This is a genomic window from Herbaspirillum sp. C7C8 (assembly GCF_022627875.1).
Taxonomy (GTDB): Bacteria; Pseudomonadota; Gammaproteobacteria; order Burkholderiales; family Burkholderiaceae_D; genus Herbaspirillum.
In genome coordinates, this window is the sequence record NZ_JABXGG010000013.1 from 59,390 (window position 1) to 84,399 (window position 25,010).

At 63.9% G+C, this 25,010-nt stretch carries 23 protein-coding genes; 8 read left to right on the forward strand and 15 right to left on the reverse strand.

Annotation, left to right across the window (positions count from 1 at the left end):
- Nucleotides 1-172: 172 nt before the first annotated feature.
- Genes wrbA through HWE01_RS15745 form a run of 3 tightly spaced genes read left to right on the forward strand, consistent with a single transcriptional unit; the run spans nucleotide 173 to nucleotide 2,662 of the window.
- On the forward strand, nucleotides 173-814 hold the full coding sequence (gene wrbA / locus HWE01_RS15735) for an NAD(P)H:quinone oxidoreductase (protein ID WP_241822298.1): 642 nt from the start codon (nucleotides 173-175) through the stop codon (nucleotides 812-814).
- On the forward strand, nucleotides 811-1,203 hold the full coding sequence (locus tag HWE01_RS15740; protein WP_008330879.1) for a DUF2069 domain-containing protein: 393 nt from the start codon (nucleotides 811-813) through the stop codon (nucleotides 1,201-1,203). Before wrbA ends, HWE01_RS15740 begins: the two co-directional genes overlap by 4 nt.
- A 52-nt stretch (nucleotides 1,204-1,255) precedes the next feature.
- Nucleotides 1,256-2,662, forward strand: coding sequence for an FAD-binding oxidoreductase (locus tag HWE01_RS15745; RefSeq protein ID WP_241822299.1), 1,407 nt, complete (start codon nucleotides 1,256-1,258; stop codon nucleotides 2,660-2,662).
- A 197-nt stretch (nucleotides 2,663-2,859) separates the two neighbouring features.
- Here the strand turns inward: HWE01_RS15745 and HWE01_RS15750 are convergent, their stop codons facing one another.
- Nucleotides 2,860-4,986, reverse strand: coding sequence for a putative bifunctional diguanylate cyclase/phosphodiesterase (locus HWE01_RS15750; RefSeq protein ID WP_241822300.1), 2,127 nt, complete (start codon nucleotides 4,984-4,986; stop codon nucleotides 2,860-2,862).
- 506 nt (nucleotides 4,987-5,492) lie between these two features.
- Between HWE01_RS15750 and HWE01_RS15755 the strand changes: the two genes are divergently transcribed.
- Nucleotides 5,493-6,755 carry a phospholipase A gene (locus tag HWE01_RS15755; RefSeq protein WP_034351147.1) on the forward strand — a complete coding sequence of 421 codons (1,263 nt, stop codon included), beginning with the start codon at nucleotides 5,493-5,495 and terminating at the stop codon, nucleotides 6,753-6,755.
- Between the two features lie 75 nt (nucleotides 6,756-6,830).
- Here HWE01_RS15755 and gorA read toward each other — a convergent pair whose 3' ends face one another.
- Both gorA and HWE01_RS15765 read right to left on the reverse strand, forming a co-directional pair.
- Nucleotides 6,831-8,198, reverse strand: coding sequence for a glutathione-disulfide reductase (gorA, locus tag HWE01_RS15760; RefSeq protein WP_008330896.1), 1,368 nt, complete (start codon nucleotides 8,196-8,198; stop codon nucleotides 6,831-6,833).
- Nucleotides 8,199-8,262: 64 nt separating this feature from the next.
- A complete protein-coding gene (locus HWE01_RS15765; RefSeq protein WP_241822301.1) occupies nucleotides 8,263-9,918 on the reverse strand; it encodes an ABC transporter permease in 1,656 nt (551 codons plus the stop codon).
- A 109-nt stretch (nucleotides 9,919-10,027) separates the two neighbouring features.
- Between HWE01_RS15765 and HWE01_RS15770 the strand changes: the two genes are divergently transcribed.
- On the forward strand, nucleotides 10,028-11,173 hold the full coding sequence (locus tag HWE01_RS15770) for an ABC transporter ATP-binding protein (RefSeq protein ID WP_241822302.1): 1,146 nt from the start codon (nucleotides 10,028-10,030) through the stop codon (nucleotides 11,171-11,173).
- A 58-nt stretch (nucleotides 11,174-11,231) separates the two neighbouring features.
- Here the strand turns inward: HWE01_RS15770 and HWE01_RS15775 are convergent, their stop codons facing one another.
- The 12 genes from HWE01_RS15775 to HWE01_RS15830 form a co-directional block, all read right to left on the reverse strand.
- On the reverse strand, nucleotides 11,232-11,462 hold the full coding sequence (locus tag HWE01_RS15775) for a hypothetical protein (protein ID WP_008330905.1): 231 nt from the start codon (nucleotides 11,460-11,462) through the stop codon (nucleotides 11,232-11,234).
- Nucleotides 11,463-11,613: 151 nt separating this feature from the next.
- Nucleotides 11,614-13,005, reverse strand: coding sequence for a TAXI family TRAP transporter solute-binding subunit (locus HWE01_RS15780; RefSeq protein WP_175343382.1), 1,392 nt, complete (start codon nucleotides 13,003-13,005; stop codon nucleotides 11,614-11,616).
- A gap of 60 nt (nucleotides 13,006-13,065) precedes the next feature.
- Nucleotides 13,066-13,509 carry a cyanase gene (gene cynS, locus HWE01_RS15785; protein ID WP_008330908.1) on the reverse strand — a complete coding sequence of 148 codons (444 nt, stop codon included), beginning with the start codon at nucleotides 13,507-13,509 and terminating at the stop codon, nucleotides 13,066-13,068.
- Between the two features lie 133 nt (nucleotides 13,510-13,642).
- Nucleotides 13,643-14,497: an ABC transporter ATP-binding protein gene (locus HWE01_RS15790; protein WP_241822303.1), complete on the reverse strand. Its 855-nt coding sequence runs from the start codon at nucleotides 14,495-14,497 to the stop codon at nucleotides 13,643-13,645.
- A 13-nt stretch (nucleotides 14,498-14,510) separates the two neighbouring features.
- A complete protein-coding gene (ntrB, locus tag HWE01_RS15795) occupies nucleotides 14,511-15,362 on the reverse strand; it encodes a nitrate ABC transporter permease (RefSeq protein WP_241822304.1) in 852 nt (283 codons plus the stop codon).
- A complete protein-coding gene (locus HWE01_RS15800; RefSeq protein WP_008330914.1) occupies nucleotides 15,359-16,762 on the reverse strand; it encodes a CmpA/NrtA family ABC transporter substrate-binding protein in 1,404 nt (467 codons plus the stop codon). Before HWE01_RS15800 ends, ntrB begins: the two co-directional genes overlap by 4 nt.
- Before the next feature lie 190 nt (nucleotides 16,763-16,952).
- Complete coding sequence (locus HWE01_RS15805; RefSeq protein WP_008330916.1) at nucleotides 16,953-17,615, reverse strand: response regulator; 663 nt, start codon at nucleotides 17,613-17,615, stop codon at nucleotides 16,953-16,955.
- Entirely contained in the window at nucleotides 17,612-18,814 is a 1,203-nt protein-coding gene (locus tag HWE01_RS15810; RefSeq protein WP_241822305.1) for a sensor histidine kinase, read from the reverse strand. The genes HWE01_RS15805 and HWE01_RS15810 overlap by 4 nt, the downstream gene beginning before the upstream one ends.
- Nucleotides 18,815-18,881: 67 nt before the next feature.
- Nucleotides 18,882-19,643, reverse strand: a complete 762-nt coding sequence (locus HWE01_RS15815; RefSeq protein ID WP_008330919.1) for an SDR family NAD(P)-dependent oxidoreductase — start codon at nucleotides 19,641-19,643, stop codon at nucleotides 18,882-18,884.
- A gap of 222 nt (nucleotides 19,644-19,865) precedes the next feature.
- Nucleotides 19,866-20,585, reverse strand: a complete 720-nt coding sequence (locus HWE01_RS15820) for a FadR/GntR family transcriptional regulator (protein WP_008330920.1) — start codon at nucleotides 20,583-20,585, stop codon at nucleotides 19,866-19,868.
- Nucleotides 20,586-20,789: 204 nt separating this feature from the next.
- Nucleotides 20,790-21,110 carry a helix-turn-helix domain-containing protein gene (locus tag HWE01_RS15825; protein WP_034350793.1) on the reverse strand — a complete coding sequence of 107 codons (321 nt, stop codon included), beginning with the start codon at nucleotides 21,108-21,110 and terminating at the stop codon, nucleotides 20,790-20,792.
- Nucleotides 21,107-21,424 carry a hypothetical protein gene (locus HWE01_RS15830; RefSeq protein ID WP_008330925.1) on the reverse strand — a complete coding sequence of 106 codons (318 nt, stop codon included), beginning with the start codon at nucleotides 21,422-21,424 and terminating at the stop codon, nucleotides 21,107-21,109. The genes HWE01_RS15825 and HWE01_RS15830 overlap by 4 nt, the downstream gene beginning before the upstream one ends.
- A 243-nt stretch (nucleotides 21,425-21,667) precedes the next feature.
- Between HWE01_RS15830 and HWE01_RS15835 the strand changes: the two genes are divergently transcribed.
- From HWE01_RS15835 to HWE01_RS15845, 3 genes are all read left to right on the forward strand, one after another.
- Nucleotides 21,668-22,573, forward strand: coding sequence for a LysR family transcriptional regulator (locus HWE01_RS15835; RefSeq protein WP_241822306.1), 906 nt, complete (start codon nucleotides 21,668-21,670; stop codon nucleotides 22,571-22,573).
- A 137-nt stretch (nucleotides 22,574-22,710) separates the two neighbouring features.
- Nucleotides 22,711-23,565, forward strand: a complete 855-nt coding sequence (locus HWE01_RS15840) for a putative hydro-lyase (RefSeq protein WP_241822307.1) — start codon at nucleotides 22,711-22,713, stop codon at nucleotides 23,563-23,565.
- Between the two features lie 107 nt (nucleotides 23,566-23,672).
- Nucleotides 23,673-24,917 carry an MFS transporter gene (locus tag HWE01_RS15845; protein ID WP_008330930.1) on the forward strand — a complete coding sequence of 415 codons (1,245 nt, stop codon included), beginning with the start codon at nucleotides 23,673-23,675 and terminating at the stop codon, nucleotides 24,915-24,917.
- The last annotated feature ends 93 nt before the right edge of the window (nucleotides 24,918-25,010 follow it).

A 25,010-nucleotide genomic window follows, 5' to 3' on the forward strand; every position in this document is an offset into this window, starting at 1 on the left:
GCAAGTTTGGCGATTATCGCCCAAGCGGGCGGCAAAATCCCGCAAAAACGCACAGGGGGAAGAAAGTTTCTGCTTCCCCTTGGTGTAGATGAAGTACAGATGAAGAAAAAGCTGATCTACACTGCCTTTTCCTGCTGTCTGGGTACAAAAGAACGGAAATATAATAAGTCACATGACCACCTCCCCGACTGCGATTGCCGTGAACGCTTCTTCCAACGCCACCATCCTGGTGCTCTACTATTCGCGCCATGGCGCCACCCGCAAGCTGGCCGAGCTGATCGCCCAGGGTGTGGAAAGCGTGCCCGGCTGCGACGCCCGCCTGCGCACCGTGCCGGCGGTCTCCACCGTCGCCGAGGCGGTGGAACCGGACGTCCCTGCATCCGGCGCGCCCTACGTGGAAGCCACCGACCTGGCCGAGTGCGACGGCCTGGCCCTGGGCTCGCCCACGCGCTTTGGCAACATGGCCTCCGCCATGAAGTATTTCTGGGACGGCACCTCGCCGCAATGGCTCTCCGGCACCCTGGCGGGCAAGCCGGCCTGCGTCTTCACTTCTACCGGCAGCCTGCATGGCGGCCAGGAATCGACGCTCTTGAGCATGATGCTGCCGCTGCTGCACCATGGCATGCTCATCGTGGGCCTGCCCTATTCGCATCCCGAACTGATGAACACTTCCAGCGGCGGCACGCCTTACGGCGCCAGCCACTGGGCGGGCGTCAACGGCAACCAGCCGCTGTCGGACGACTCGCGCTCTCTGGCCATCGCGCTGGGCAAACGGCTGGCAGAAAACGCCATCAAATTACGGAGACCATCATGAACAGCCATGCGCGCTACTTCCATCTCGGAGCCAGCTCCGGCCTGATCGCCCTGATCCTGCTCTGCCTGGCGTGGGAACTGGTGCTGGCGCCGCTGCGACCGGGCGGCTCATGGATGGTGTTGAAGGTATTGCCGCTGCTGCTGCCGCTGCGCGGGGTCTTGAAGCGCGATGTCTACACGCTGCAATGGTCCTCCATGCTGATCCTGGTCTACCTGGCCGAAGGCTTGGTACGCGCCACCAGCGACAGCGTGCACACCTCGGCCATGCTGGCCTGGGTGGAAGTGGCGCTGACGACGCTGTATTTCTTCTGCGCACTGGCCTATCTGCATCCGTTCAAGAAGGCCGCCAAGGAAATCGCCCGCCAGGCGATCCAGAAAGCCTCCCAGTAAGCTCCTCTGTCCCGACCAAGGCGCGCCACTCAAGGTGGCGCGCGCCGCTTTCATGACTGAATTCCTCGATGCCTGCCGGGCCGCCATCGGCGCCGCTCATGTCCTCACCGATGCTGCCGACACCGCCGGCTACCTGACCGATCAGCGCGGCCGCTACACCGGGCGCGCCCTGGCCGTGTTGCGTCCGGCCGATAGCGCCGAAGTGGCGGCGCTGGTGCAGCTGTGCGCCCGCCACGCCGTGCCGCTGGTGCCGCAAGGCGGCAATACCGGCCTGGTGCTGGGCAGCGTGCCCGACCAGCAGGGCAATGCCGTGGTGCTGTCGCTGCGCCGCCTGAACCGCATCCGCGCGGTCGACCCGGTCAACAATACTATGACGGTGGAAGCCGGTTGCGTGCTGCAACACCTGCAGGAGCAGGCGGCGGCGGTGCAGCGCCTGTTCCCGCTGTCGCTGGCGGCCGAAGGCAGTTGCACCATCGGCGGCAATCTCTCCACCAATGCCGGCGGCACCGGCGTGCTGCGCTATGGCAACACGCGCGAACTGTGCCTGGGGCTGGAAGTGGTCACGGCCGCGGGCGAAGTCATGAGCAGCCTCAAGGGCCTGCGCAAGGACAATACCGGCTACGACCTGCGCGACCTCTTCATCGGCGCCGAAGGTACGCTGGGCATCATCACCGCTGCCGTGCTCAAATTGTTCCCGCAACCGCGCGCGCAATTGACTGCCCTGGTGGCGCTGCAGACCCCGGCGCAGGCCTTGCAGCTGTTGCAGCGGGCGCAAGCGCGTTGCGGCTCGGCGCTCACCGGTTTCGAACTGATGTCGCACTTCTGCCTGCAGCTGGTCTGCAAGCATTTCCCCGAGCAGCGCCTGCCCTTTGCGCAGGCGCATCCGCAATACGTCCTGCTGGAACTGTCGGACAACGAATCCGAAGAACACGCTCGCACCCTCTTCGAAACCCTGACCGGCGAGGCCCTCGACGAGGGGCTGGTCGACGATGCCGTGATCGCCGCCTCGCTGGCGCAATCCCGGGCGCTGTGGCGACTGCGCGAAAGCATCTCGATGGCGCAGGCGCATGAAGGCAAGAACATCAAGCACGACATCTCGGTGCCGATCTCGCGCATCGCCGACTTCATGGAAGTAACCGACGCCCTGGTGCAGGAGACGGCGCCGGGTTGCCGCATGGTCAGTTTCGGCCACCTGGGCGATGGCAACCTGCACTACAACGTCTCGCCGCCGCTGGGCGTGGCCGATGCCGACTTTCTGGCGCGCCAGGGCGACATCAACCGCGTGGTGCATGACAGCGTGGACCGCTTCGGCGGCTCGATCTCGGCAGAGCACGGATTGGGAGCCTTGAAGCGCGAGGAAATCCTGCGCTACAAGTCGCCGGTGGAATTGCGCCTGATGCGCGCCATCAAGCAGGCGCTGGACCCGCAGCACCTGATGAATCCGGGCAAGGTGCTGTGAGGCCCGTTTGACGCACTCGTCAGGCACGCACAACAAAAAGGGACGGACGCCACTACGAGCCGTCCGCCCCAACCTCCCCCTCAGGAGCCTGCCTGAAACGCTGGCCTGCCTTGCGTTTCCCCATGTCGTGATCTTTGCATCAAGCTCGCTTTTCCAATCCGAGGAATAGCAGGCGATGCCACGGCCAATTTGTGAATTCAGGCCGCCGTCTTGTGCTGCGCGTGCTCCGTGGGCAGCCTCGGCTGGTCCTGGGTCTGCTCGCGCATGGTCTGCAAGAACAGGTCCGGCGCCATCGGTCGTCCCAGCAGATAGCCCTGCAGGGCGTCGCATCCGGCCTCATGCAGGAACTGCTGCTGGCGCTCGGTCTCCACGCCTTCGGCCACGATACGCAGGTTCAGTGTGCGGCCCAGGGCGACGATGGCCGAGACAATGGCGGCATCCTCGGTGCCTTCGCTGAGATCGCGCACGAAACCGCGATCGATCTTCAATTCATTGGCCGGCAGGCGCTTCAGGTACAGCAGGCTGGAATAGCCGGTACCGAAATCGTCGATGGAAATCTCCACGCCCAGGTCGGCGATCTTCTGCAGCGTCTGCAGGCTTTGCTCGGTATTGCTCATGGCCGTCGATTCGGTCACCTCCAGCGTCAGGCTCGAAGGCGGCAGCTGGTGTTTCTCCAGCGCAGCGCACACCACCTCCAGCAGATGCGGATCGGCAAACTGCACCGGCGACAGGTTGACCGCGATCTTCCAGTGCGTGTAACCCAGGGCCAGCCACTCGTGCATCTGGCGACAGGCTTCATCCAGCACCCAGGCGCCGATCGGGATGATGAGGCCGGAACGCTCGGCCAGGCCGATGAATTCATCCGGCCCCACCAGTCCGCGCTGCGGATGCTGCCAGCGCAACAGCGCCTCGGCGCCCAGCACCGGGCCGTCGGGCAGGCAGAACTTGGGCTGGTAGACCAGCCGGAACTGCTTGCGCTCGAGCGCCACCCGCAAATCCTGCAGCCATTGCAGCTGGTACTGCGCATTGGCATTCATCGAAGGTTCGAAGAAGTTGTAGCCGTTGCGACCGGCGCGCTTGGTGTGATACATCGCGGCATCGGCATTGATGACCAGGTCGTGGCGCGTGGCGCCATCTTCCGGATAGATGGCAATGCCCACGCTGGCCGAGACGCGCAAATCCTGCTCGGCCAGGCGGAACGGCAGGTTGATCACCTCCACCAGCTTCTCGGCCACCGGCATGGCGTCTTCCGGCTGGCCCAGTTCGACCAGGATGACGAATTCGTCTCCGCCCAGGCGCGCCACCGTATCATGCGCGCGCATGGCCCCGGTCAGACGCTGCGCCACCTCCACCAGCAGGCGGTCGCCCACATGATGGCCGAGCGAATCGTTGATGGCCTTGAAGCCATCCAGGTCCATGAACATCAGCGCGAAATGTCCCCGGCTGCGCGCGGCCTTGTTGATGGCCTGGGTCAGCCGGTCTTCCAGCAAGGTGCGGTTGGGCAGCCGGGTCAGTTGGTCGTGCAGCACCATCTGCGTCAGTTCTTCATTGGCTTCGGCCAGGGAACGCGCCAGCTTGGCGGTGCGCGACTCCAGCCGTGCATCCAGCACCGAGGTCAGCAAGGCGATGGTCAGCACCGCCAGCGTGACCACGATGATGAGGATCGCCAGCCAGCCCGTGCCCACGCCCTCGCGCGCGGACATGCACACTGAACCCATGGGGAAGGTGGCGGCCGCCATGCCGGTGTAGTGCATGCCGACGATGGCCACGCCCATCACCACCGAGGCACCGGCACGGGCCGCCCGCACGTGCGGCGTATTCCTGCGCAGGCTGAAAGCGATCCACAGCGCCGCCGCCGACGCCGCCACGGCGATCAGAATAGAGGCCGCGAACAGTCCCAGGTCGTAATCGATACCGGGCTGCATGCGCATGGCCGCCATGCCGGTGTAGTGCATGCCGGCAATGCCCATGCCCATGAGCAGCGCACTGCCCAGAAGCCGCCGCAGCGGCAGCTCGCTGCGGGTGACGATCCACAGCGCAAAGCCGGAGGTGGCCACGGCGATGAACAGCGAGAGCAGCGTGATCCAGGCGTCATAGCCCAGCGCAATGGGCAAGCGGAAGGCCAGCATGCCGATGAAGTGCATCGACCAGATGCCGACGCCCATGGCCACCGCCCCGCCGGCGAGCCAGAAGCGCGCCGCGCGCGAATGCTGATGGCTGGTGGTATTGATGCGCTCGGCCATATCCAGCGCCGTATAGGAGGCGAGGATGGCAACCAGCAGCGAGACGACAACCAGCAGCTTGTCGTAGGTAGCGATGAGCATGTCGATGGGTAGTGCGTATCAGGACATCAATTGAGCAAACGTCGCCAAAAGGAAAAAGGCAAAAAGGCAGACAGCTTGGCAACATGAACGACTTGCCATGAAGCTTAGAAGGCGCCGCATTGTCACACAATCAGGAAATACCCGTTGTCATGTTGCCATTTTCAGGTGAACAATCGTCTCCTGGACGAGGCAAACCGGCAACAGTCATCGACCGTGTGCAACCCGGAATGATCGTCCGTCCCTTATTGCGCGCATGCCGGGCATCCCATGCGCAGAAGATGACGATGAAATGGCAACTTTATGCAATGCCATCGATCTGTTCACACGGCAGTGCGCGCATTGCAGCCTGGCAGGCGCAGCACGCCACAGGACAATCTGCAACAAAACAAAAAGTCACCAAAACACAACAAACTGACAACAAGGACAATATGCTCAGCTTATCCCAATCTCGCCCGCGCCCGGAAAAAGAGTGTCTGCCAGTGCGCAATCGCCTGTCGCGCCGCGTGATGCTGGCCCTGTGCGGTCTGGCCGCGCCCTGGTGGCTGGCTGCGCCAGCGCAGGCCGGCATCTCGATGGTGCAGCCGCCCAAGCGTATCGACGCCAGCAAGCCGCTGGAACTGACCCTGCTGGTCGCCGAGGATGAGCAGGCCGAACGCACTTACCAGTTGCCCGCCACGCTGCTGGTGGCGGCCTCGGCCGACATGATCCCGCCGCAGCAGATCGCCCTGCGGCGCGTCGATGGCGAGGACAGCCTGACCCTCAAACAAGGGCAATTCCGCAAGGTACGGTATCGCGGCGAGCTGCCGCGCCGCCTGCGCGGCATGGTGCGCATCGAGCCCATCGGCATCGATGCCTCGCCGGTACTGGTGGCGGTGGTACGTCCGGATGCCTCGCTGGGGCCCCTGCCGGAATCGCCCGACCTGATCAACACGCCGCTGGCCGATTCGACCAGCAAGGTGGCACCGGTGGCGCCCTCGGCCACGGTACTCACACCCGGCGCCAATGCCTCGCCCACCGACAGCGCCCCGGCGGCCGAAGACATCCTCTCCAACAATCGTCGGCTGTCCTTCAATGAGCCGATGTATTTCACGGTGGGCCACAACAATGGCGACACCAATGCCCGCTTCCAGCTCAGTTTCAAGTTCCGCGTGTTCGTACCGGACGATCCGCGCTCGCGCAGCCTGCTCGACAATCTCTATCTGGGCTATACGCAATTCTCGCTATGGGACCTGTCGGCGCCCTCGGCGCCCTTCCGCGATACCAGCTATCGTCCGAGCCTGTATTACTACCTGCCCGACGTGGGCATCCAGAACGGCGTCTTCAGCCGTATCGGCATCGCCACCGGCCTGGAGCACGAATCCAATGGCCGCGACGGTACCGCCTCGCGCAGCATCAACACCTATTTCGTCGAGCCGACCTTCAACTTCGGCAATCTGAACGACTATCACTTCAAGGTCGCGCCCAAGGTCTATGCCTATCTCGGCCCCACCCGCGACAATCCCGACATCGCCGACTATCGCGGCCACCTGGACCTGAAACTGGCCTATGGCAAACCCGATGGAATGGAAGTGGCGACCACGCTGCGCAAGGGCAAGCTCGGTGGCAAGTACAGCGCCGAAACCCAGCTCACCTACCCGCTCTCGCGTCTGCTGCCGGGCACCGCCGGCTACCTCATGGCCAGCTACTTCTACGGCTATGGCGAGAGCCTGCTGACCTACAACCAGAAGGACCATCCGCAACTGCGCATCGGCTATGCGCTATGGCGATGAGCCCTGCATATCGGGCCTGATGCAAAAAGGGGATGCGGCTGCATCCCCTTTTTGCTCTGCGCGACGATGGCGGACTCAGGCCACGGGTGTGCGCATGGTCACGAACTCCTCGGCCGAGGTCGGATGGATGCCGATGGTGCTGTCGAACTGCGCCTTGGTAGCGCCGCATTGCAGGGCTACCGCAAAGCCCTGGATCACTTCGCCGGCATCGCTGCCGACCATGTGGACGCCGAGTACCCGGTCGGTCCTGGAATCGACCACAAGCTTCATGAAGGTGCGTTCGGTATTGCGCGAGAGGGTGTTCTTGAGCGGCTTGAAGTCCGTTCTGAAGATTTTTACTTCACCATGCTCGCGACGCGCCTGTTCTTCGGTCAGTCCCACGGTGCCCACATTGGGATGACTGAAGACTGCTGTCGGAATGTTGCGATAGGACATGACCCGTTCGCCCTTGCCGAACAGACGCGCCACCACCACCATCGCCTCGGCCAGGGCGACCGGCGTCAGGGCCACGCGATCGATCACGTCGCCCACGGCCAGGATCGAGGCGACGCTGCTCTCGAATTGCTCATTGACCACCACGGCGCCGTTGTCCTTGAGCGTGACACCGGCCTTCTCCAGCCCCAGCCCGCGCGTATTGGGCGTGCGTCCGGTGGCAAAGAGCACGCACTCGGCGGCCAGGGTCTCGCCGTTGGTCAGGCGCACCTGCTTGACGCTGTCCTCACCCGCATGGGGTGCTTCGATGGCGGCGATGCTGGCATCGAAGACCAGGCGGATACCCTTCTTGGCCATTTCATCGGCCAGGTGGATACCCAGGTCCGCATCCATGTTGCGCAGCAGGCGTTCGCGGCGATAGACCAGCGTGACCTCGGTGCCCAGACCATTCAGGATGGAAGCCAGTTCCACCGCGATGTAGCCGCCGCCGAGCACCACCGCGCGTTTCGGCAGGCCCTTGAGGTGGAAGAAATCATCTGAGGTGATGCCCAGCTCGCTGCCCGGAATCTGCGGCTTGTCGGGATGGCCGCCGGTGGCCACCAGGATGTGGCGGGCAGTGAAGCGCTTGCCCTCGACGCTGACGGTGTGCGCATCCTCCACCGTGGCAAAGCCGCGATGCAGGCTCACGTTGGCACCGTCGAGCAGGCGCTGGTAGATATCGTTGAGATGGGCGATCTCGCGGTCCTTGTTGGCGATCAGGGCCGACCAGTCGAAGGTGGGCTGGCCGTGCAAGGTCCAGCCGTAACCGGCGGCATCGGCGAAATCCTCGTGGAAATGGGCGCTGTAGGACATCAGCTTCTTGGGAATGCAGCCGACGTTGACACAGGTGCCGCCCAGATCGCCCTTCTCGGCCAGGCCCACGCGGGCCCCGGCCTGACCGGCGAAGCGTGCCGCGCGCACGCCGCCGGAACCGCCGCCGATGGTGAAGAGGTCGTAATCGTATTGGCTCATGGTTTCTCCAGAGAGTGGCCGCAGCCCCCTGGCTACGCCCTTTGTTGGTCTTCGCGTGCTTGCGTTATGAGGGCGCAACCGCGCTTTGCAAGTCCGCCCGGCGCTTGCCGTCCAGCGCCCGCATCACCAGCAGTACCGGCGCCAGTCCCACCAGCACGATGGACAAGGCGGGCAGCGCCGCCTCGCCCAGACGCTCGTCGCGCGCCAGGTTGTGCGCGATCACGGCCAGGGTATCGGTATCGAAGGGCCGCAACAGCAAGGTGGCCGGCAATTCCTTGACCACATCGACGAACACCATCAGCGCCGCCACCGCCAGCGAGCGCCACAACAACGGCATGTGCAGGCGCCAGGCAATCACCGCGCGCGAACTGCCGAGCGTGCGCGCCGCTTCATCGAGGCTGGCCGGAATGCGCGTGTAGCCGGACTCCACCGACTGCACCGCAACCGCCGTGAAGCGTACCAGATACGCGTAGATCACGCCCAGCGAGCTGGCCGTGAGCAGCACACCCAGGCCCGCCGTCGGCCACAGTGCCTGCAACCAGGCCACCGGCAGCAGGATGCCGACCGCGATGACCGAGCCGGGAATGGCATAGCCCATCCCCGCCAGCCGAGCGGTCAGCCGCAGCACGGCACCCTGCAAAGGCGGCAGGTGCGCGCGGCGCAGCGCGAAGCACAGGCCCAGCGCCAGCAGGATGGCCGCCGCTGCGGCCATGCCGCCGAAGCGGAAACTGTTCCAGACCCAGCCGGCATAGCGGGTCAGATCGAAGGCGGGCATGGCCGCATCAGGACGGCCCCACTGCCCGGCCCACAACTGCAACAGGATCGCCACCGGCAGCACGAAACCCAGCACCACCGGCAGGCCGCACACCACCCATGCGATCAACGTATGCGGGCGTGACAACTGCGGCAGCTGCGCCTCGGCACCCTCCGCGCCGCGCCCGCCACGTGTGGGCGCAAAGCGCATGCGCCCCTGCTCGCGCCGCTCCAGCCACAGCAGCACCGCCACGAAGAGCAGCAGCAGCGAGGCATACTGGGCAGCAGCGATGCGGTCATCCAGCACCACCCAGGCCTTGTAGATGCCGGTGGTGAAGGTGGTCAATCCGAAGTAGGCCGAGACACCGTAATCGGCCAGCGTCTCCATGAGCGCCAGCGCGGCGCCGGCCGCCAGTGCCGGACGCGCCAGGGGCAAGGCCACGCGGCCGATGCGTTCGGACAGGGGCGTACCCAGCATGCGCGCCGCTTCCATCAGCTGCATGCCGCGCTCGGACAGTGCATTGCGCGCCAGCAGGTAAGCGTAGGGATAGAGCGTGAAGACGAACATGCACACCGCCCCCGGCAAGCCACGCACGTCCATGCGCCAGCCCGGGAACCAGCCGCGCAGCGTGCTCTGCACCGCGCCCGCGTATTGCAGGAAATCGGTATAGGCGTAAGCCGACACGTAGGCCGGCATGGCCATCGGCAAGAGCAAGGCCCAGGACAGCGCCTGCCGTCCGCGAAACTCGAACAGACTCACCGTCACCGCAGCCGCCCCACCGACGATGACCACCCCCAGCGGCACCATCAGCGCCAGCCAGCCTGAGGTGGCCAGGTAGCCGGGCAGCACGGTCTGCATCTGCTGGCGCAGATTGTCGATGCCGGCCGCATCCAGACCGAACCAGGCAGCGAGGATGCCGAAGAGCGGCAAGGCGATCAGGACAGCGAGCAAACCGATGATGTGCATAGCGAAAAGCGGCCAGAAGAAAGAATTGCCAGGAGAAGTCTGCGGTCCATGCGCTACACTGCGCACTCCGAGACAAACGCGAATTGTAACCATTTCATCGAGCCTGCCCATGTTTCTGGAAGTCGAACACGTCAGCATCCGTTATCCCCGCACTGCCCACCCTGCCGTCGAGGCCGTCTCGCTGCGCCTGCAGCCGGGCGAGCTGGGCGCGCTGATTGGCCCCTCCGGCAGCGGCAAGACCAGCCTGTTGCGCGCCGTAGCCGGGCTGGAAGCGGCGCAGTCGGGCCGCATCCGGCTCGATGGGCAGTTGCTGGAAGGCGATGGCGTACGCGTGCCGGCCGAGGCGCGGCGCATCGGGATGGTGTTCCAGGATTTCGCGCTGTTCCCGCATCTGGACGTGGCGGCCAACATCGGCTTTGGTTTGCGCGGCATGGCGCGTGCGCAGCGTGACGAGATCGTGGCGCAGATGCTGGCCCTGGTGGGCCTGCCCGAGGCCGGCCGCAAGTTCCCGCACCAGCTCTCCGGTGGCCAGCAGCAACGCATCGCGCTGGCACGCGCACTGGCCCCGCAACCGCGCCTGCTGTTGCTGGACGAACCGTTTTCCAGCCTGGACGTGGAACTGCGCGAGCGCCTGGCCCATGACGTGCGCGACATCCTCAAGCGCACCGGCACCACGGCCTTGATGGTGACGCACGACCAGATGGAAGCCTTTGCGGTGGCCGATGTGGTGGGCGTGATGCGGCAGGGCCGGCTGGAGCAATGGGATACGCCGTACGCCCTGTATCACCGCCCGGCCACCCGCTTTGCGGCCGATTTCATCGGGCATGGGGTCTTGCTGCGGGGGGAAGTGCAGCCTGCGGCGGGCACCGGTCCCCAGACAGACATCGAGGTCCGCACGGCAGCGGGACTATTGCGCGGCCTGGTGCCGGAGGATGCCGTCAATGCAGAGGGAACGCAGGTCGATGTGCTGCTGCGCGCTGACGATGTGATGCACGACGACGCCTCGCCATTGCAGGCACGCGTAGTACGCAAGTCATTCCGGGGGGCGGAATTTCTCTACACCCTGGCACTGGAGAACGGCCAGCAACTGCTTTCACTGGTGCCCTCGCATCACGATCATGCGGTCGGCGAATGGATAGGGATCAGGCTGGAGGTGACGCATTTGGTGATGTTTCCCAGCATGGAATCGTCATTGGCGGCGGCACCCTCCGCAACAGCGGAGACCACCCCCGTAGCCGCAGACAGTACCGCCTGATCCACCCCGGCCGCCCTCCCCAGGGCATCCACCACCAGCCAGTCAAGCGCACGCCGCATCAGCCGCGCGCCTTCGACAGCACCACCAGCCAGCGGCGCAACAACAGGATTTCAACATGGCCAGGCTCGATGCCCGCGCTGCACTCGATCACCGGATTGACCCGGTAACGGCGCACGTATGTATCACGGCAGATGAAGATTTCGCGGCGACCCAGGCGGATGGCCAGCGAAGACGGGGTGGACGATGCAACAGCGAAGCGAGCGTCGGAAGCAAGATCAAAGTGGGTCATGGCAGCGATTCCTCTTCTTGTCGATAGGAGGCTTCACTTTAGCACAGTACTGTATGAATACACAGTATTTTTTATACAGTACTGGTCGCGCCATGGCGAGCATACAACAGCCCCGCTGCCCTGCCCCGTACAGCCTGCCGCAATGTGGCGCTCAGGCCACACCCGCTGCCAGCCGGGCACGGACGAAGCCGATGTGCTCACGCAACACGTAGAACTGGTCGGCAAAGGCCAGCGGCATCTTCATGCGATTGACCGCCGTCTCGATCTCGTCGAGCCGCCTGAGCATCTCCGCCTGTTCCTCGGGCGACTCCCGCGACACGCCGCGCTCCAGCGCAATGAGCTCGCCATACCAGCGATAGATGCGCGAGCGCACACGCCAGCCATACAGCATCGGCACCAGGCGCACTCCCGGAATCAACAGCAGGATCACCGGCAGCACGATCACCACCGCACGGTCCACCAGGCTGGCCAGCCAGAACGGCAAGGTGCGATAAAAGAAAGTCTTGCCGGACTTGTAGTAGCGCGCGGCATCATCGCTGATCGGATATTCATGCTCCAGCGGTGCCGGGAATTCCCCCGCCTTCTGCAGCACGTTGGCCTTGCCGTGAACCTCGCGCGCAGCCGCGATGAGCAGGTCCGAGAGCGCCGGATGCAGATCCTCCCGCGCCACCAGTTCGGCCGTGGGCGCAATGAGCTGCGTATCCCGCGCCGGCAGGTTGCGCGCCAGGTCGAACACGCCCATGGGTATCTTCAAAGTATTGAGATAACGGAAACGCCGCACATAGGCATCGGCCTGCGAGAAATCCAGCAGCCGGATACCCGGCGCACGCAAGAGCTTGCCCATGGTTGCCACCGACACCGAATCGCCCATCAGGAAAGCCGCATCGATCTTGCCGCTGGTCAGCGCCTGGGCCGCCTCATCGCCGCCAATGTTCAAGAGCTGCGTACCGCCGCCGGGCTCCACGCCATTGGCCTTGAGCAGCGTCGCCGCCAGCACGCTGGAACCACTGCCCTGTCCGCCAATGGCGATGCGCTTGCCGGCCAGCTCCGACAACTGGCGCAGCAGCGGCGCCGGACGACCATCCTCGCGCGGCGGCGGCGCGCGGTAATACACCGATACCGGCACATAGGAAATGCTGCCCAGCGATACCAGCGGCGCCAGCGATTCAGCGGGCACCGCGCCGGCCAGGCCACCCTGCACGAACCCCACATCGACATTCTGGTCCGGATCGGCCAGGCGCTTGAGGTTGTCCAGCGACCCGCCCGTCTCGATGATGTCCAGGCGGATGCCATCGCGCGCCAGCAAAGCCTTGTAGCGCTCGGCCACGCGCCAGAAATTGCTGTCCTTGGGACCGGCGGCAATGGTGATGGAAGACGGCGGCGCAGGCCGGATCAACCAGATCACCAGCCATGCGCCCACCAGGATCAGCAGGATGATGGGACCGAAGCTGACGGCCAGATCGCGCCAGGAGATGGCCACGAAACGCGCCCGGATCCGGGTCGCCGAGGGCGCATAGGCGGAGAGTTTCTTGTCTTTGAGCATGCGCGCTATTCTAGCCGCGCATTCCGCCTTTGCATCGCCGCGCTTGTAACCCGATGTGAATCAATAAGTCTTGTAGGGCAGGAACTTGCCCGACAGCATCACATTGACGCGATCGCCATTGGGATCGGCCTGGCGCTGGATATCCATCTTGAAATCGATGGCACTCATGATGCCGTCGCCAAACTCCTCGTGGATCAGCTCCTTGATGGTGCTGCCATAGACATTGACGATCTCGTACCAGCGATAGATCAGCGGATCGGTCGGCACCGAAGTCGGCAGCGAACCCTTGTAGGGCACGATCTGCAACCACAGGGTCTCTTCATCAGTGAGCTCGAACATCTCCTGCGCCACGGCCGCCTGCTTGGCCGTCAAGGTCATCTGGCCCAGCATGGCAGCGGTGGTCCACTCCTTGCTCTGGCCGATGCGCTCGGCGATCTGGGCCCAGGTCAACTTCTTGCTGACCTTGGCAGTGACGATCTTCTGGGTAACCTGGTTGCGGTCCATGCTCTCTCTCCTTGTGGTGGACGAAAAATGAAAGTCGACGACACGTTGTAGTCCGCGCCATCGATTCTGACGAAACGGTGCTGCACAATGACGATATAAACGGACGAAATGGCAGCTCTGCCTGCCCTCCCCTTCAGGCGGCCGCCTGCTCCAGTCCCGGCATCACGATGCGGGTCGGCAGGCGCGCTGCACCGCCCGCCTGCGCCGCCTGGATCTGGCGCGAGCGATGCACCAGGAAATCGACCAGGTGATTGCGGATGCGATAGAACTGCGGATCGTGGTGCATGCCTTCGCGCGTACGATTCTTGGGCAGCGTATTGACGACCACCTCGGCGATGCAGGCCTGCGGGCCGTTGGACATGAGGAAGATCTTGTCGGCCAGCAGGATGGCTTCATCCACGTCATGGGTAATCATGAACACGGTCTGGTGCGTGGCTGCGCAGATCTTGAGCAACTCGTCCTGCACCACGCCACGTGTCAAGGCATCGAGTGCGCCGAAGGGCTCATCCATCAGCAGCATCTTGGGCTCGATGGAAAAGGCACGCGCAATGCCCACGCGCTGCTTCATGCCGCCCGAGAGTTCGGAGGGCTTTTTATGTTCAGCGCCCTTCAAGCCGACCATCTCGATGAAGCGGCGCGCATGCTCCTCGGCCTGCTCGCGCGACCAGTCCGGCCAGCGCGAACGTACCGCGAACACCACGTTGCCCAGCACGCTGAACCAGGGCATGAGCGCGTGACTCTGGAACACTACACCCCGGTCCAGGCTCGGTCCCTTGACCTCGCGCCGGTCCATGATGACCACACCCTCGCTGGCCGCCTCCAGCCCGGCCAGCACATTGAGGATGGTGGTCTTGCCGCAACCCGAGTGCCCGATCACGCAGACGAACTCGCCACGGTCGATGCCGAAGGACACCTGCTCGAATACCGGCGGCGCACCTGCCACATAGCGCTTGGCCAGGCCCTGCACGCTCAGGAAATTGTGGTCCATGCTGCTGCTCCCTTCATTCGACATAGGTCACCCACTTCTGCAGCCGTGCGAAGATCAGGTCCAGCACCATGCCGGTCACGCCGATGACGAGGATGGCGAAGATCACGCTGGTCAGCGAGAGGTTGTTCCATTCGTTCCAGACGAAGTAGCCGATACCGGTACCGCCTACCAGCATCTCGGCCGCCACGATCACCAGCCAGGCGATGCCCATGGAGATGCGCATGCCGGTCAGGATGGTCGGTGCCGCCGCCGGCAGGATCACCAGGAAGGCACGCCGCAGCGGATTCACCTCCAGGGTCTTGGCCACGTTCAACCAGTCGCGCCGTACCGAGGCCACACCGAAGGCCGTGTTCATCAGCATCGGCCACACCGAGCAGATGAAGATCACGAACACCCCCGACACCGAGGAATCCTTGATGGTGTAGAGCGCCAGCGGCATCCAGGCCAGCGGCGAGATCGGTTTCAAGATCTGGATGAAGGGATCGAGTGCACGCCGCATCAGCGGCGACATCCCCAGCAGGAAGCCCAGCGGCACCGCCACCACCGCCGCAATGGCAAACCCCAGTGCGACCCGCCCCAGCGAATAGGCCAGCTGGATGCCAATGCCCTTGTCGTTGGGACCGTTGTCGTAGAAGGGATTGGCCAATTCCTTGCGCATCGTCTCGCCCATCTGCGCAAGTCCCGGGAAGCCGTCGCGCTTGGGGGCAGCGCTGCTCTTGCCCATCAGTTTGGCGTACTCATCCTGGGCGGCGCTGGCGGTACTTTCCCTGGGCAAGGTGGCCAGGTGCCACACCATCAGCAGCCCCGCCAGCAACAGCACGGAAATGAGCGCGGCACGCCAGCCGAGATGCTGCGTGGGCATCATGCGCTCCTCTTGATGGCGAAGCTGTTCACGTAGGCATCGGCCTTGCTGGCGTCGAACTCCTTGCCCATGATGGCGTATTTGCGATAAGCCCCTTCCGGTACGGGCTGACCCAGTTCCTTCATGTGCTTCTTGGCCTCGGTCAACAGCAGCACCTTCTCGGTAATGGCCTTGTAGTTGACGTCGCCCTTGATGTAGCCCCAGCGCTTCATCTGGGTCAGGATCCACACGCCCATCGAATCCCACGGTACCGGGTCGAAGTCAGCCCGGCCCGGCACGTTCCTGACATTGCCCAGCCCATCGGCGAAGCGACCGGTGAGCACCTGCTCCACGACCGTCTCCGGCTGGTTCAGGTAAGCCTGCGGCGAAATCACCTTGGCCACCAGCGAACGGTTGGAGGGATCGCGCGCCATCGCAGCCGCCGTCAGCACGGCGCGGAACAGCGCGGCAAAGGTATTGGGATTGTGCTGGATGAATTCCTCGGATGCCCCGAAGGCGCAGCAGGGGTGACCGTCCCAGATCTCATTGGAAAGGATGTGAATGAAACCGACCTCGTCATACACCGCACGCTGATTGAACGGGTCCGGACCAAGGAAGCCATCGATGTTGCCCGCCCGCAGATTGGCCACCATCTCCGGCGGCGGCGTGACGCGAATCTGCACGTCGCGATCCGGGTCCAGACCGTACTCGGCCAGGTAATAGCGCAAGAGGAAATTGTGCATCGAGTACTCGAAGGGCACGGCAAACTTGAACCCCTTCCATTGTTTGGGATCGCGCTTGTCCTTGTGCTTGGTATGCAGCGTGATGGCCTGGCCGTTGATGTTCTGGATGGTGGCCACGCGCATCTGCGTGGCATTGCTGCCCACGCCCATGGACATGGCCATCGGCATGGGCGAGAGGAAGTGCGAGGCGTCGTGTTCCTTGTTGATCATCTTGTCGCGGATCAGCGCCCAGCCGGCCGTCTTGTTCAAGGAGACGTTCAAGCCCTGTTTGCGGTAGAAGCCCAGCGGATCGGCCATGATGAGCGGCGCCGCACAGGTGATGGCGATGAAGCCGATCTTGAGGTCCTTCTTTTCCAGCGCGCCATTCTTTTCCTGCGCCATGGCCTGCAGCGAGCCCAGCGGCAAGACGCTGGCAATGGCGGCGCGCGCTGCATTCTTGCCGACGGCCCGCAGGAAGTCCCGCCGCTCGGCCACGCGCGGGAAGAGCGAACGCATCAGCGCTTCTTCCACCACGTCATTGGTCAGGGTTTCCACATCGCGGCCTCGCTGGAGGCGCTGCTGCTCGGCCAGCATATCGGCCTCGTGCTGCTGCTGGCTGGCGTGGCGGCCGCAGGAGCAGCCCTGCCCGGCGCGCTCGGCATCATAGGTGTGGAACAGATTGGTCTCTGGTGCGTCCGGCATGATTCCCCCGTTTGGTGAGTGTGAGGTGAGTTGCTGCTTTCACCTGCACTACCTGCAAAGGATTTGCCAGCCCGCTGCATTACGTCATGGACTCACGACATCTTGTAGTGCTGCCACTACAAGCAGCGTGGATCACATCGTCAGAATGACGAAAACGCGCTGCAAAATAACGACACCAGGAGAGAAATGCTCACACCGGCAGCAACTGGTGCCGCACCGCATACATGGCGATGCCCACATCATTGGAAGCGCCGGTCTTCTCCAGGATGCGGCTGCGATAGGTGCTCACCGTATTGGGGCTCAGCTCCAGCTGGTCGGCGATTTCCTTGACGCTGCGCCCGGCGGCGATCAGCTGGAAGACCTGGTATTCGCGGTGCGACAGGCTCTCGTGCGCGGCCCGCTGCGGGGCCGTGGCACGCTGGGCCAGGCCGGAGGCCAGAGTCTCGGCCATCTGCGCGCTCACGTAGAGGCCGCCCCCGGCGGCCTTGCGGATAGCCTCCACCAGTTGCCCGGGGTCGGTGCTTTTGTTGAGATAGCCTGCTGCGCCCAGCTTGTAGCAGCGGGCCGCGTATTGTTTCTCGGGATAGGTGGACAGCATCAGCACGGGCAGGCGCGGCATCTCCTGCTTGATCTGGCGCAGCACATCCAATCCGTCCTGCTGGGGGATGGCGATGTCCAGCAGCACCAGGTCGATCGCTTCGACCCGCGCACTGTGCAGCACCTCCGGTCCGCTGGCGCATTCGGCAGCGACCACGATATCGGGGGTATCCGCCAGGATCTGCTTCAAGCCCTCGCGCACGATGCGATGATCGTCGCACAGCAGGATGCGGATGTTGTCGCCGGGCTTGCTCATGGCACCTCCCGGCTGGCGTGATGAGGCAGACGCAGGCAGACCAGCGTCCCCGGCCTGCCGTGCTCTGGTGCAAAACGCGCACCAGCAATGCTCAGTGCGCCACCGAAGTGCAAGGCGCGCTCGCGCATGCCCATCACGCCATAGGAGGTGGCGGCTTCCTGGGCGGCGCGCGGGGTGCCGATGCCATCGTCTTCCACTTCCATGCGCAGTTCTGCTGCGCTCAGGTGGACCGCAATACGCACCTGCGTGGCCTGCGCGTGGCGCGCCACGTTGGAGAGCATTTCCTGGAAGATGCGAAATGCCGCCGTGGCCTTGGCGCCATCCGGCATGAAGGCTTCCGGCGCGATATCGAACTCGACCTCGCAGGGCAATTCGGTGGCTTCGGAGAATTCCTGCACCTGCCATTCCAGCGCGGCCATCAGGCCCTGGTGATCGAGGATACTGGGGCGCAGGTCGGTGATGATGCGTCCGACGTTGTCCACGGCAGTTTCGATCAGGCGGCTCATGGCCTCGCACTTGCGCGCTACCGGATCGAGATGGCTGACGCGCTTGGCCATCCAGTTCACGTCCAGTTTCAGGGCCACCAGAAGGCTGCCCAGTTCGTCGTGGATCTCGCGGGCAATCCGGGTGCGCTCGTCCTCGCGTACCGAGTGCGCATGCGCCGACAATTGCCGCACCTGACGCAGCGCCGCCGACAGCTCGCGGGTACGCTCGGCCACGCGCACCTCCAGTTCGGCCTTGGCGCGCTGCAACTGTTCCTCGGCCTGGCGTCGCTTGGAGATATCGCTGAAGGCGATCACGGCCCCGCGCACCTGGCCGGCATCGATGATCTGGTAGGAGGAATATTCGGTGGCAAAGCAGCTGCCATCGGCGCGCCAGAACACTTCCTGGTCGACGCGGCAGGACTGGCCCTTGCGGAAGGCCTTCAGGATCGGGCACTCGGCCTCAGGATAATGGCCACCGTGCTCATGGCTGTGATGCACCAGCTCGTGCATGTTGCGCCCCAGCACCTCGACCGGCGCATAGCCCAGCATGGCCGCACCGGCGCGGTTGATGAAGGTGCAGCGGCCTTCCAGATCGATACCGTAGATGCCCTCGCCGGTGGAGTCCAGCAGCAGGGCCAGCTTGTCACGCAACAGGCCGCCCGGCGGGGACAGGGCCGCCGAGGCGAGAACGGGCAGGAAGGAATCGGCTTGCATGATCCTTCCCGCCCGCAAGAGCCATGCCAGAAATTCCCTGGCGCGGGGCAGCGCAGGACGCTTGCGGCTAGGGCATGTACTGGCCGCCGTTGACGTCGATGATCTGCCCGGTGACATAGCCCGACATCTGGTCCGACGCCAGGTAGAGGAAGGCACCGCTGCATTCGTCGGGCTCGCCGATGCGGCCCATGGGGATGGTCTTGCGGAAGCCCTCCAGCTGTTCCGGCGTGGTGAAGCGTTCCTGGAACGGCGTCATGATCACGCCCGGCGCCACCGCATTGACGCGGATCTTGTCGGCCAGCAATTCCTTGGCCATGCCGCGCGTGATGGTGCTCACGAAGCCTTTGGAGGCCGCATAGATCAGGGCACCGGGGCCGCCGCCATGGCGTGCCGCCACCGAGGTCACGTTGATGATGTTGCCGCCGCCCTGAGCGCGCATGACGGGAATGACCGCCCGCGTGAAGGCCACCACCGAACGGGCGTTGATGTTGATGATCTCGTCGAAGAGTTCATCGGTGACCATCTCCAGCGGTGCGCGCTTGACCAGCGCACCGGCGTTGTTGATGAGCACGTCGATGCGGCCCATCTGCTCCACGGCCTTGGTGATGGCGGCGTTGATGGCCGCCGTATCGCGCACATCCGCGCCGATGGTGATGGCCTTGCTGCCGGCGGCGCGCACTTCTGCGGCCACGGCCTCTGCCTCTTCCTTCGAACTGTTGTAGTGGACCACCACGTGCGCGCCACGTGCCGCGAAGGCGCGCGCGGCGGCCGCGCCGATACCGGTGCTCGCACCGCTGATGAAGACGACTTTACCTGCCAGATCCAGCATGCTGTTCTCCTGCAATCGATTGATAAAGGAAAGATCCTGCCTGTCCGGCTTGTAGAACGGAGTTCATCAACAGGCGGCCCTGCGCGCCTTGCCGGTATCGCTTCTTGTGAGGGGCGCCGCAGGCGATGCTGCGGCTGTGCTGCCACGCCACCGTTGTGGAATGCTGCGGGACCAGCCCGGCAGCAACGGCGGCGCTTCCTGCGTTGGATCGTACGGATAGACTCAGTCGTGGACCGATTCGTTCTGGCTGCGTCCGGCGCTGCGATAGGCATCGCGCACACGCAGCAAATGGTTGCGCATGGCCTCGGAGGCCTTGTGCGGATTGCGTGCCTTCAGGGCGTCCAGGATGTCGCGATGGTCCTGCAGGCTGCGTTCCAGCGTGGAGGGGATGCGCGAGGTGATGGAGCGGCTCTTCTTGCCCAGCATGTAGAGACTGCCGGCGACGCTTTGCAGGAAGGGATTGTTGCAGGCCTCGATGATGGCCTCGTGGAATTCCACATCCGCTGCCGAGAAGGCGGCCGGGTCCGACAGCAGCCGTGCTTCATCCTCGACATTGCGCGCCAGGCGCGCCAGTTCGGCGTCATCGATGTGGGTGGCAGCCAGTGCGGCCACGCCGGTCTCGATGATGAGACGGGCGTCGAACAGGGCTTCCAGCGTACCGGGGTTGAGATCGATGATCATCTCCAGCGGCTCCAGCAGCTCGCGCGTTTCCAGCGAACTGACGAAGGTACCCTCGCCCTGGCGGATGCGCAGCAGGCCCAACAGCGCCAGCCCGCGAATGGCCTCGCGCACGGCGGGCCGGCCCACGCCCAGCATGGCCGCCAGCTCGCGCTCGGGCGGCAGTTGCTGGTCGGGCTTGAGCAGGCCGCTGCGGATCATGGTCAGCAGCCGCTGGGCTACCTGCTCGGAAATGGATTTCTGGACGATGGGGTCGAAGGACATGCTCTCTGGGGTCTCTGCCTGTTGGAATGTAGGGCTGCCGTCGCGGCATTGTCGGCCTGGCCCGCCGGCCCGGCGCGTGCGGGCGACAAAAGGTATGACCAATCGGGGGTGAGGATAGGTATGGGGGAGGATTGTGTCAAGCGGCGGGAAAATTGGTGCGGTGCGCAAGAAGTGAGGCGATATCGCACCGCCCATCAGGCGCCGTCACACCAATGCGCTGATCCGTGCGAAGAGCGTGGGGTCTTGATCCACCAACTTGAGCAACACGGCTGCCTGCGCGTTGGGCCGTGATACACCCTGCTCCCAGTTTTGATATGTCCGCTGATTGACGCGCAGGCTGCGAGCCATAATTGCCTGCGACACCCGAGCCTTGCCACGTACCCGCTGAATCTCCTCGGCCGTAATCGAGACCGGCTCCGGCGATAGCTTGACTTTGGTTGTGCGCAAAGTCACCTTGCCCTCTCGCTCATCGGCCATGTCTTGCACGCCCGCCATCAACTCTTCGAATAAATTTCTTTTTTTCATGATGTCTTCCTTGAGGACAATTCGTCTTCCAGCGCACGCCTGAGCAGTTTTCTCTGATGAACGGTGAGGTCGTTCATCTCATCTTTGTCGTAGATAGAGCAAAGCCAGAAGTGGCATTGTTTGTCCCAAAAATAGTAGATCACTCTCAGGCCACCACGTTTTCCCTTGCAACGACGTGCATCAGGAAAACGAATCTTTCGAAGTCCCCCTGCATCCTTGATGAGGCTTCCCGCATGAGGCTGTCGCATCAGCATCTGCTGAAGCGTTGCAAAGTCATCATCCGAGAGGTAGTTCTCCCGGACTGCTGCAAACATTCGCGTTTCTTTGAAGATCGCTTCCATCCGCGAACCATACGTGTTTCACGTATAGATCACCATCGTACCATAGGGCAGTTCCTTCGCCGCTATGCCAACTCAGCACACCGCGTGCCATGCCGCACATTGAGGGGCATGCTTCCTGAATTGCGTCTGCTATTGGGTAACAACAGCTAGTCGTAGCGCCACCGCATCTGCTAGCCTAGCGACGACTCACTGCCTCCACTTCACCGCCGAGCACTCATGAACCTGCGTTTCGTCGAGGCCTTCCACTGGGCCGCCTCGCTCAAGAGCATCACCCGCGCCGCTGAAAAGCTCCACATCACGCAATCGACCATGTCCAGCCGCATCGCCTCGCTGGAAGAAGAGCTGGGCGTGGTCCTGCTGGACCGCCGCGAGAAACAGTTCCGCCTCACCGTGGCCGGCCAGCGCTTCCAGCGGCTGGCCGTGAAACTGCTCGACATGCAGCGCCAGATCCGCCAGGAACTCGGCGGCAACAGCGCCGGTCCGTTGCTGCTACGCATCGGCAGCATCGAATCGGTGGTGCACAACTGGCTGCCCGCGTGGCTGCAGGAAATCCGCAACCGCTATCCCGATTTCGCGCTGGAACTTACCGTGGAAACCTCGCCGGTGCTGACTGAGCAAATCCGCCGTGGCGCCCAGGACCTGGTCTTCACCTCGATCGCGGGCAGCGATACCGCCGTGCGCTCGCGCCTGATGACGCCGATGGACATGGTCTTCGTCGGCCATCGCGAACGCTTCGGCACACGTTCTCACACGCTGGAAGAACTGGCTGCACACGACCTCATCACCTTCCAGCGCGGCTCGCAACCGCATCAGGGATTGCTGCAGCTGTGCCAGGAATGGGGCGTGATCGAACCGCGCGTGCATGCCATCTCTTCCATCTCCGCCATGGTGCAGCTGGTTGAAGGCGGCTTTGGTGTAGCCACCCTGCCGCGCGCCTCGGTGCGCGAACTGACGCGACGCTTGCCACTGCGCATCCTGCGTTGCCAAGCGCAACTACCCGCTCTGCAAATCCACGCAAGCTATCGCGAAGACCCCAGTTCCAGCCTGGCCGAACTGGTGCTCGATTCGGCATTGGAGCATGCACGCCGCACCCAAGGCAAAGGCCGCACCACAGAAAAATGAGCCACTGGCACGGAAATCGCTACAGTGAAATTTCCGTTGTCCTCATCGAAAAAATCGATAACAAAAGATATAAATTTTTTGTTGGACGCTGTCCCGGCAGGCTCCTAACATCGGTCCATTCCAAGAAGGAGACCGCCATGCCAGAGACTGCCACCGCCTCGCCCGCCCTACCGATTCGTCCCGCCGCAGCGTCTGCGCTGTCGGCTTCCTCCAGCGCGCTCGATGTGCGGCTGGCCGCCCGCAGCGGCGTATTCACCGGTCACACCAGCGGCGTGGCCAGTGCGCACGTGCAGGTCAACCTGGCGATCCTGCCGGCGGCGCTGGCCGATGATTTTCTCGCCTTCTGCGAACGCAATCCCATTCCCTGTCCCTTGCTGGCCGTATCCAAGCCGGGCTCGCCCGCCCTGCCCGCGCTGGGCCTGGACCTGGACGTACGCAGCGACGTGCCGCGCTATCACCTGTGGCGCTACGGTGAACGCGTGGCCGAGGTGAACGACCTACGCGCGGTGTGGCGCGACGACCTGGTGACTTTTGCGCTGGGCTGTTCCTTCTCCTTCGAGCATGCCCTGCTGGCCGTCGGCATCCCGCTGCGCCATGTGAGCGAGGGCCGCAACGTGGCCATGTACCGCACCAATATTCCCACGCAGCCGGTGGGCGTGTTCCAGGGACCGACGGTGGTCTCGATGCGACCGCTCAAGGCCGCCGATGCCATCCGCGCCATCCAGATCACCGCACGCACGCCGCAAGTGCATGGCGCACCGATCCACATCGGCGACCCGGCCCTGATCGGCATTGCCGATATCGGCCAACCCGACTATGGCGAAGCGGTGGACATCCACGCCGATGAGCTGCCGGTGTTCTGGGCCTGCGGCGTCACGCCGCAAGCCGCCATCGTCGCGGCCCGGCCCGAATTCTGCATCACCCATGCGCCCGGCTACATGCTGGTGACCGACAAGCTCAACAGCGAACTGCTGCTCGGAGCACAAGCTTAGCGTCTGCAAGCGCCCTACCGTTTTTTCATCGACGGCCGCATGCTTGCTGTATGCGACCGGCGATGCCGCACGTCAGTGATTTACATACTTTGATTACGGGGATCATCATGTGGCTGCAAGAAACAACGACATCCGAGCGTCGCACGCTCACGGCGACCTTCACCGGTTATGCGGTGGATGGTTTTGATTACATGATCTACACCTTCCTCATCCCCACGCTGCTGGCAGCGTGGGGCATGAGCAAAGCCGAAGCGGGCTACATCGCCACCGGTGCCCTGCTGACCTCGGCCATCGGCGGCTGGGCGGCCGGGGTGCTGGCCGACCGCTATGGCCGGGTGCGTGTGCTGCAATGGACGGTGCTGTGGTTTGCGCTGTTCACCTTCCTCTCGGGCTTTACCACTTCCTTCGGCGAACTGTTCTTTACCCGTGCGATGCAAGGCTTCGGCATGGGCGGCGAATGGGCCGTGGGCTCGGTGCTGATTGCCGAGACCATCTCGGCGCGCCATCGCGGCAAGGCTTCTGGCCTGGTGCAGAGCAGCTGGGCGGTGGGCTGGGCGGCTTCGGCGCTGGCGTTCTGGGGCGTCTATGCGGTGCTGCCGCCGGAGACGGCGTGGAAGGTGCTGTTCTGGATCGGCGTGCTGCCGGCCCTGCTGACGCTCTACATCCGCCGCACCATCAGCGAACCCGCCGTGTTTCTGGCTACCCAGGCGCGACTGCGCGAGAGCGGCCAGCGTGGCAACTTCCTGCGCATCTTCCATCCTGACCTGCTGCGCACGACACTGCTGGCGAGCCTGCTGGCCACCGGCATGCAGGGGGCGTATTACTCGGTGACCACCTGGCTGCCGACCTTCCTGAAGACCGAGCGCCATCTCTCGGTGCTGGGCACCAGTACCTACCTGCTGGTGCTGATCGGTGGGTCCTTCTGCGGCTACCTCACCTCGGCGTGGCTGTCCGACACCATCGGTCGCCGCCGCTGCTTCATGCTGTTTGCGACCATGGGGATCGTGCTGGTACTGAGCTATACGCAACTGGTGATCACGGATGCGTGGATGCTGGCGCTGGGTTTCGTGCTGGGATTTTTCCTGTCGGGGATTTTCTCGGGGATGGGTGCTTATCTCTCGGAGCTGTTCCCTGGCGATGTGCGCGGATCAGGTCAGGGCTTCTGCTACAACTTCGGCCGTGCCGTCGGGGCGATCTGCCCGGCGCTGGTGGGTTATCTCAGCAACAGCCTGCCGCTCGGGCAGACCATCGGGTGGATCGCGGCGGGGTGTTATGGGCTGGTGATCGTGGCTTGCCTGATCTTGCCGGAGACCCGGGGCAAGGAGCTGGAGGCGGTGGTGGCGGCTTCGTGAAGGAAGGCCGGGCAGCCCGCTTCGTGCGGGCTTTTTTGCGTTGGTACGACCGGCTTCGACTCGCCCTGACCATACAGCCTCTCTGAATCCGGC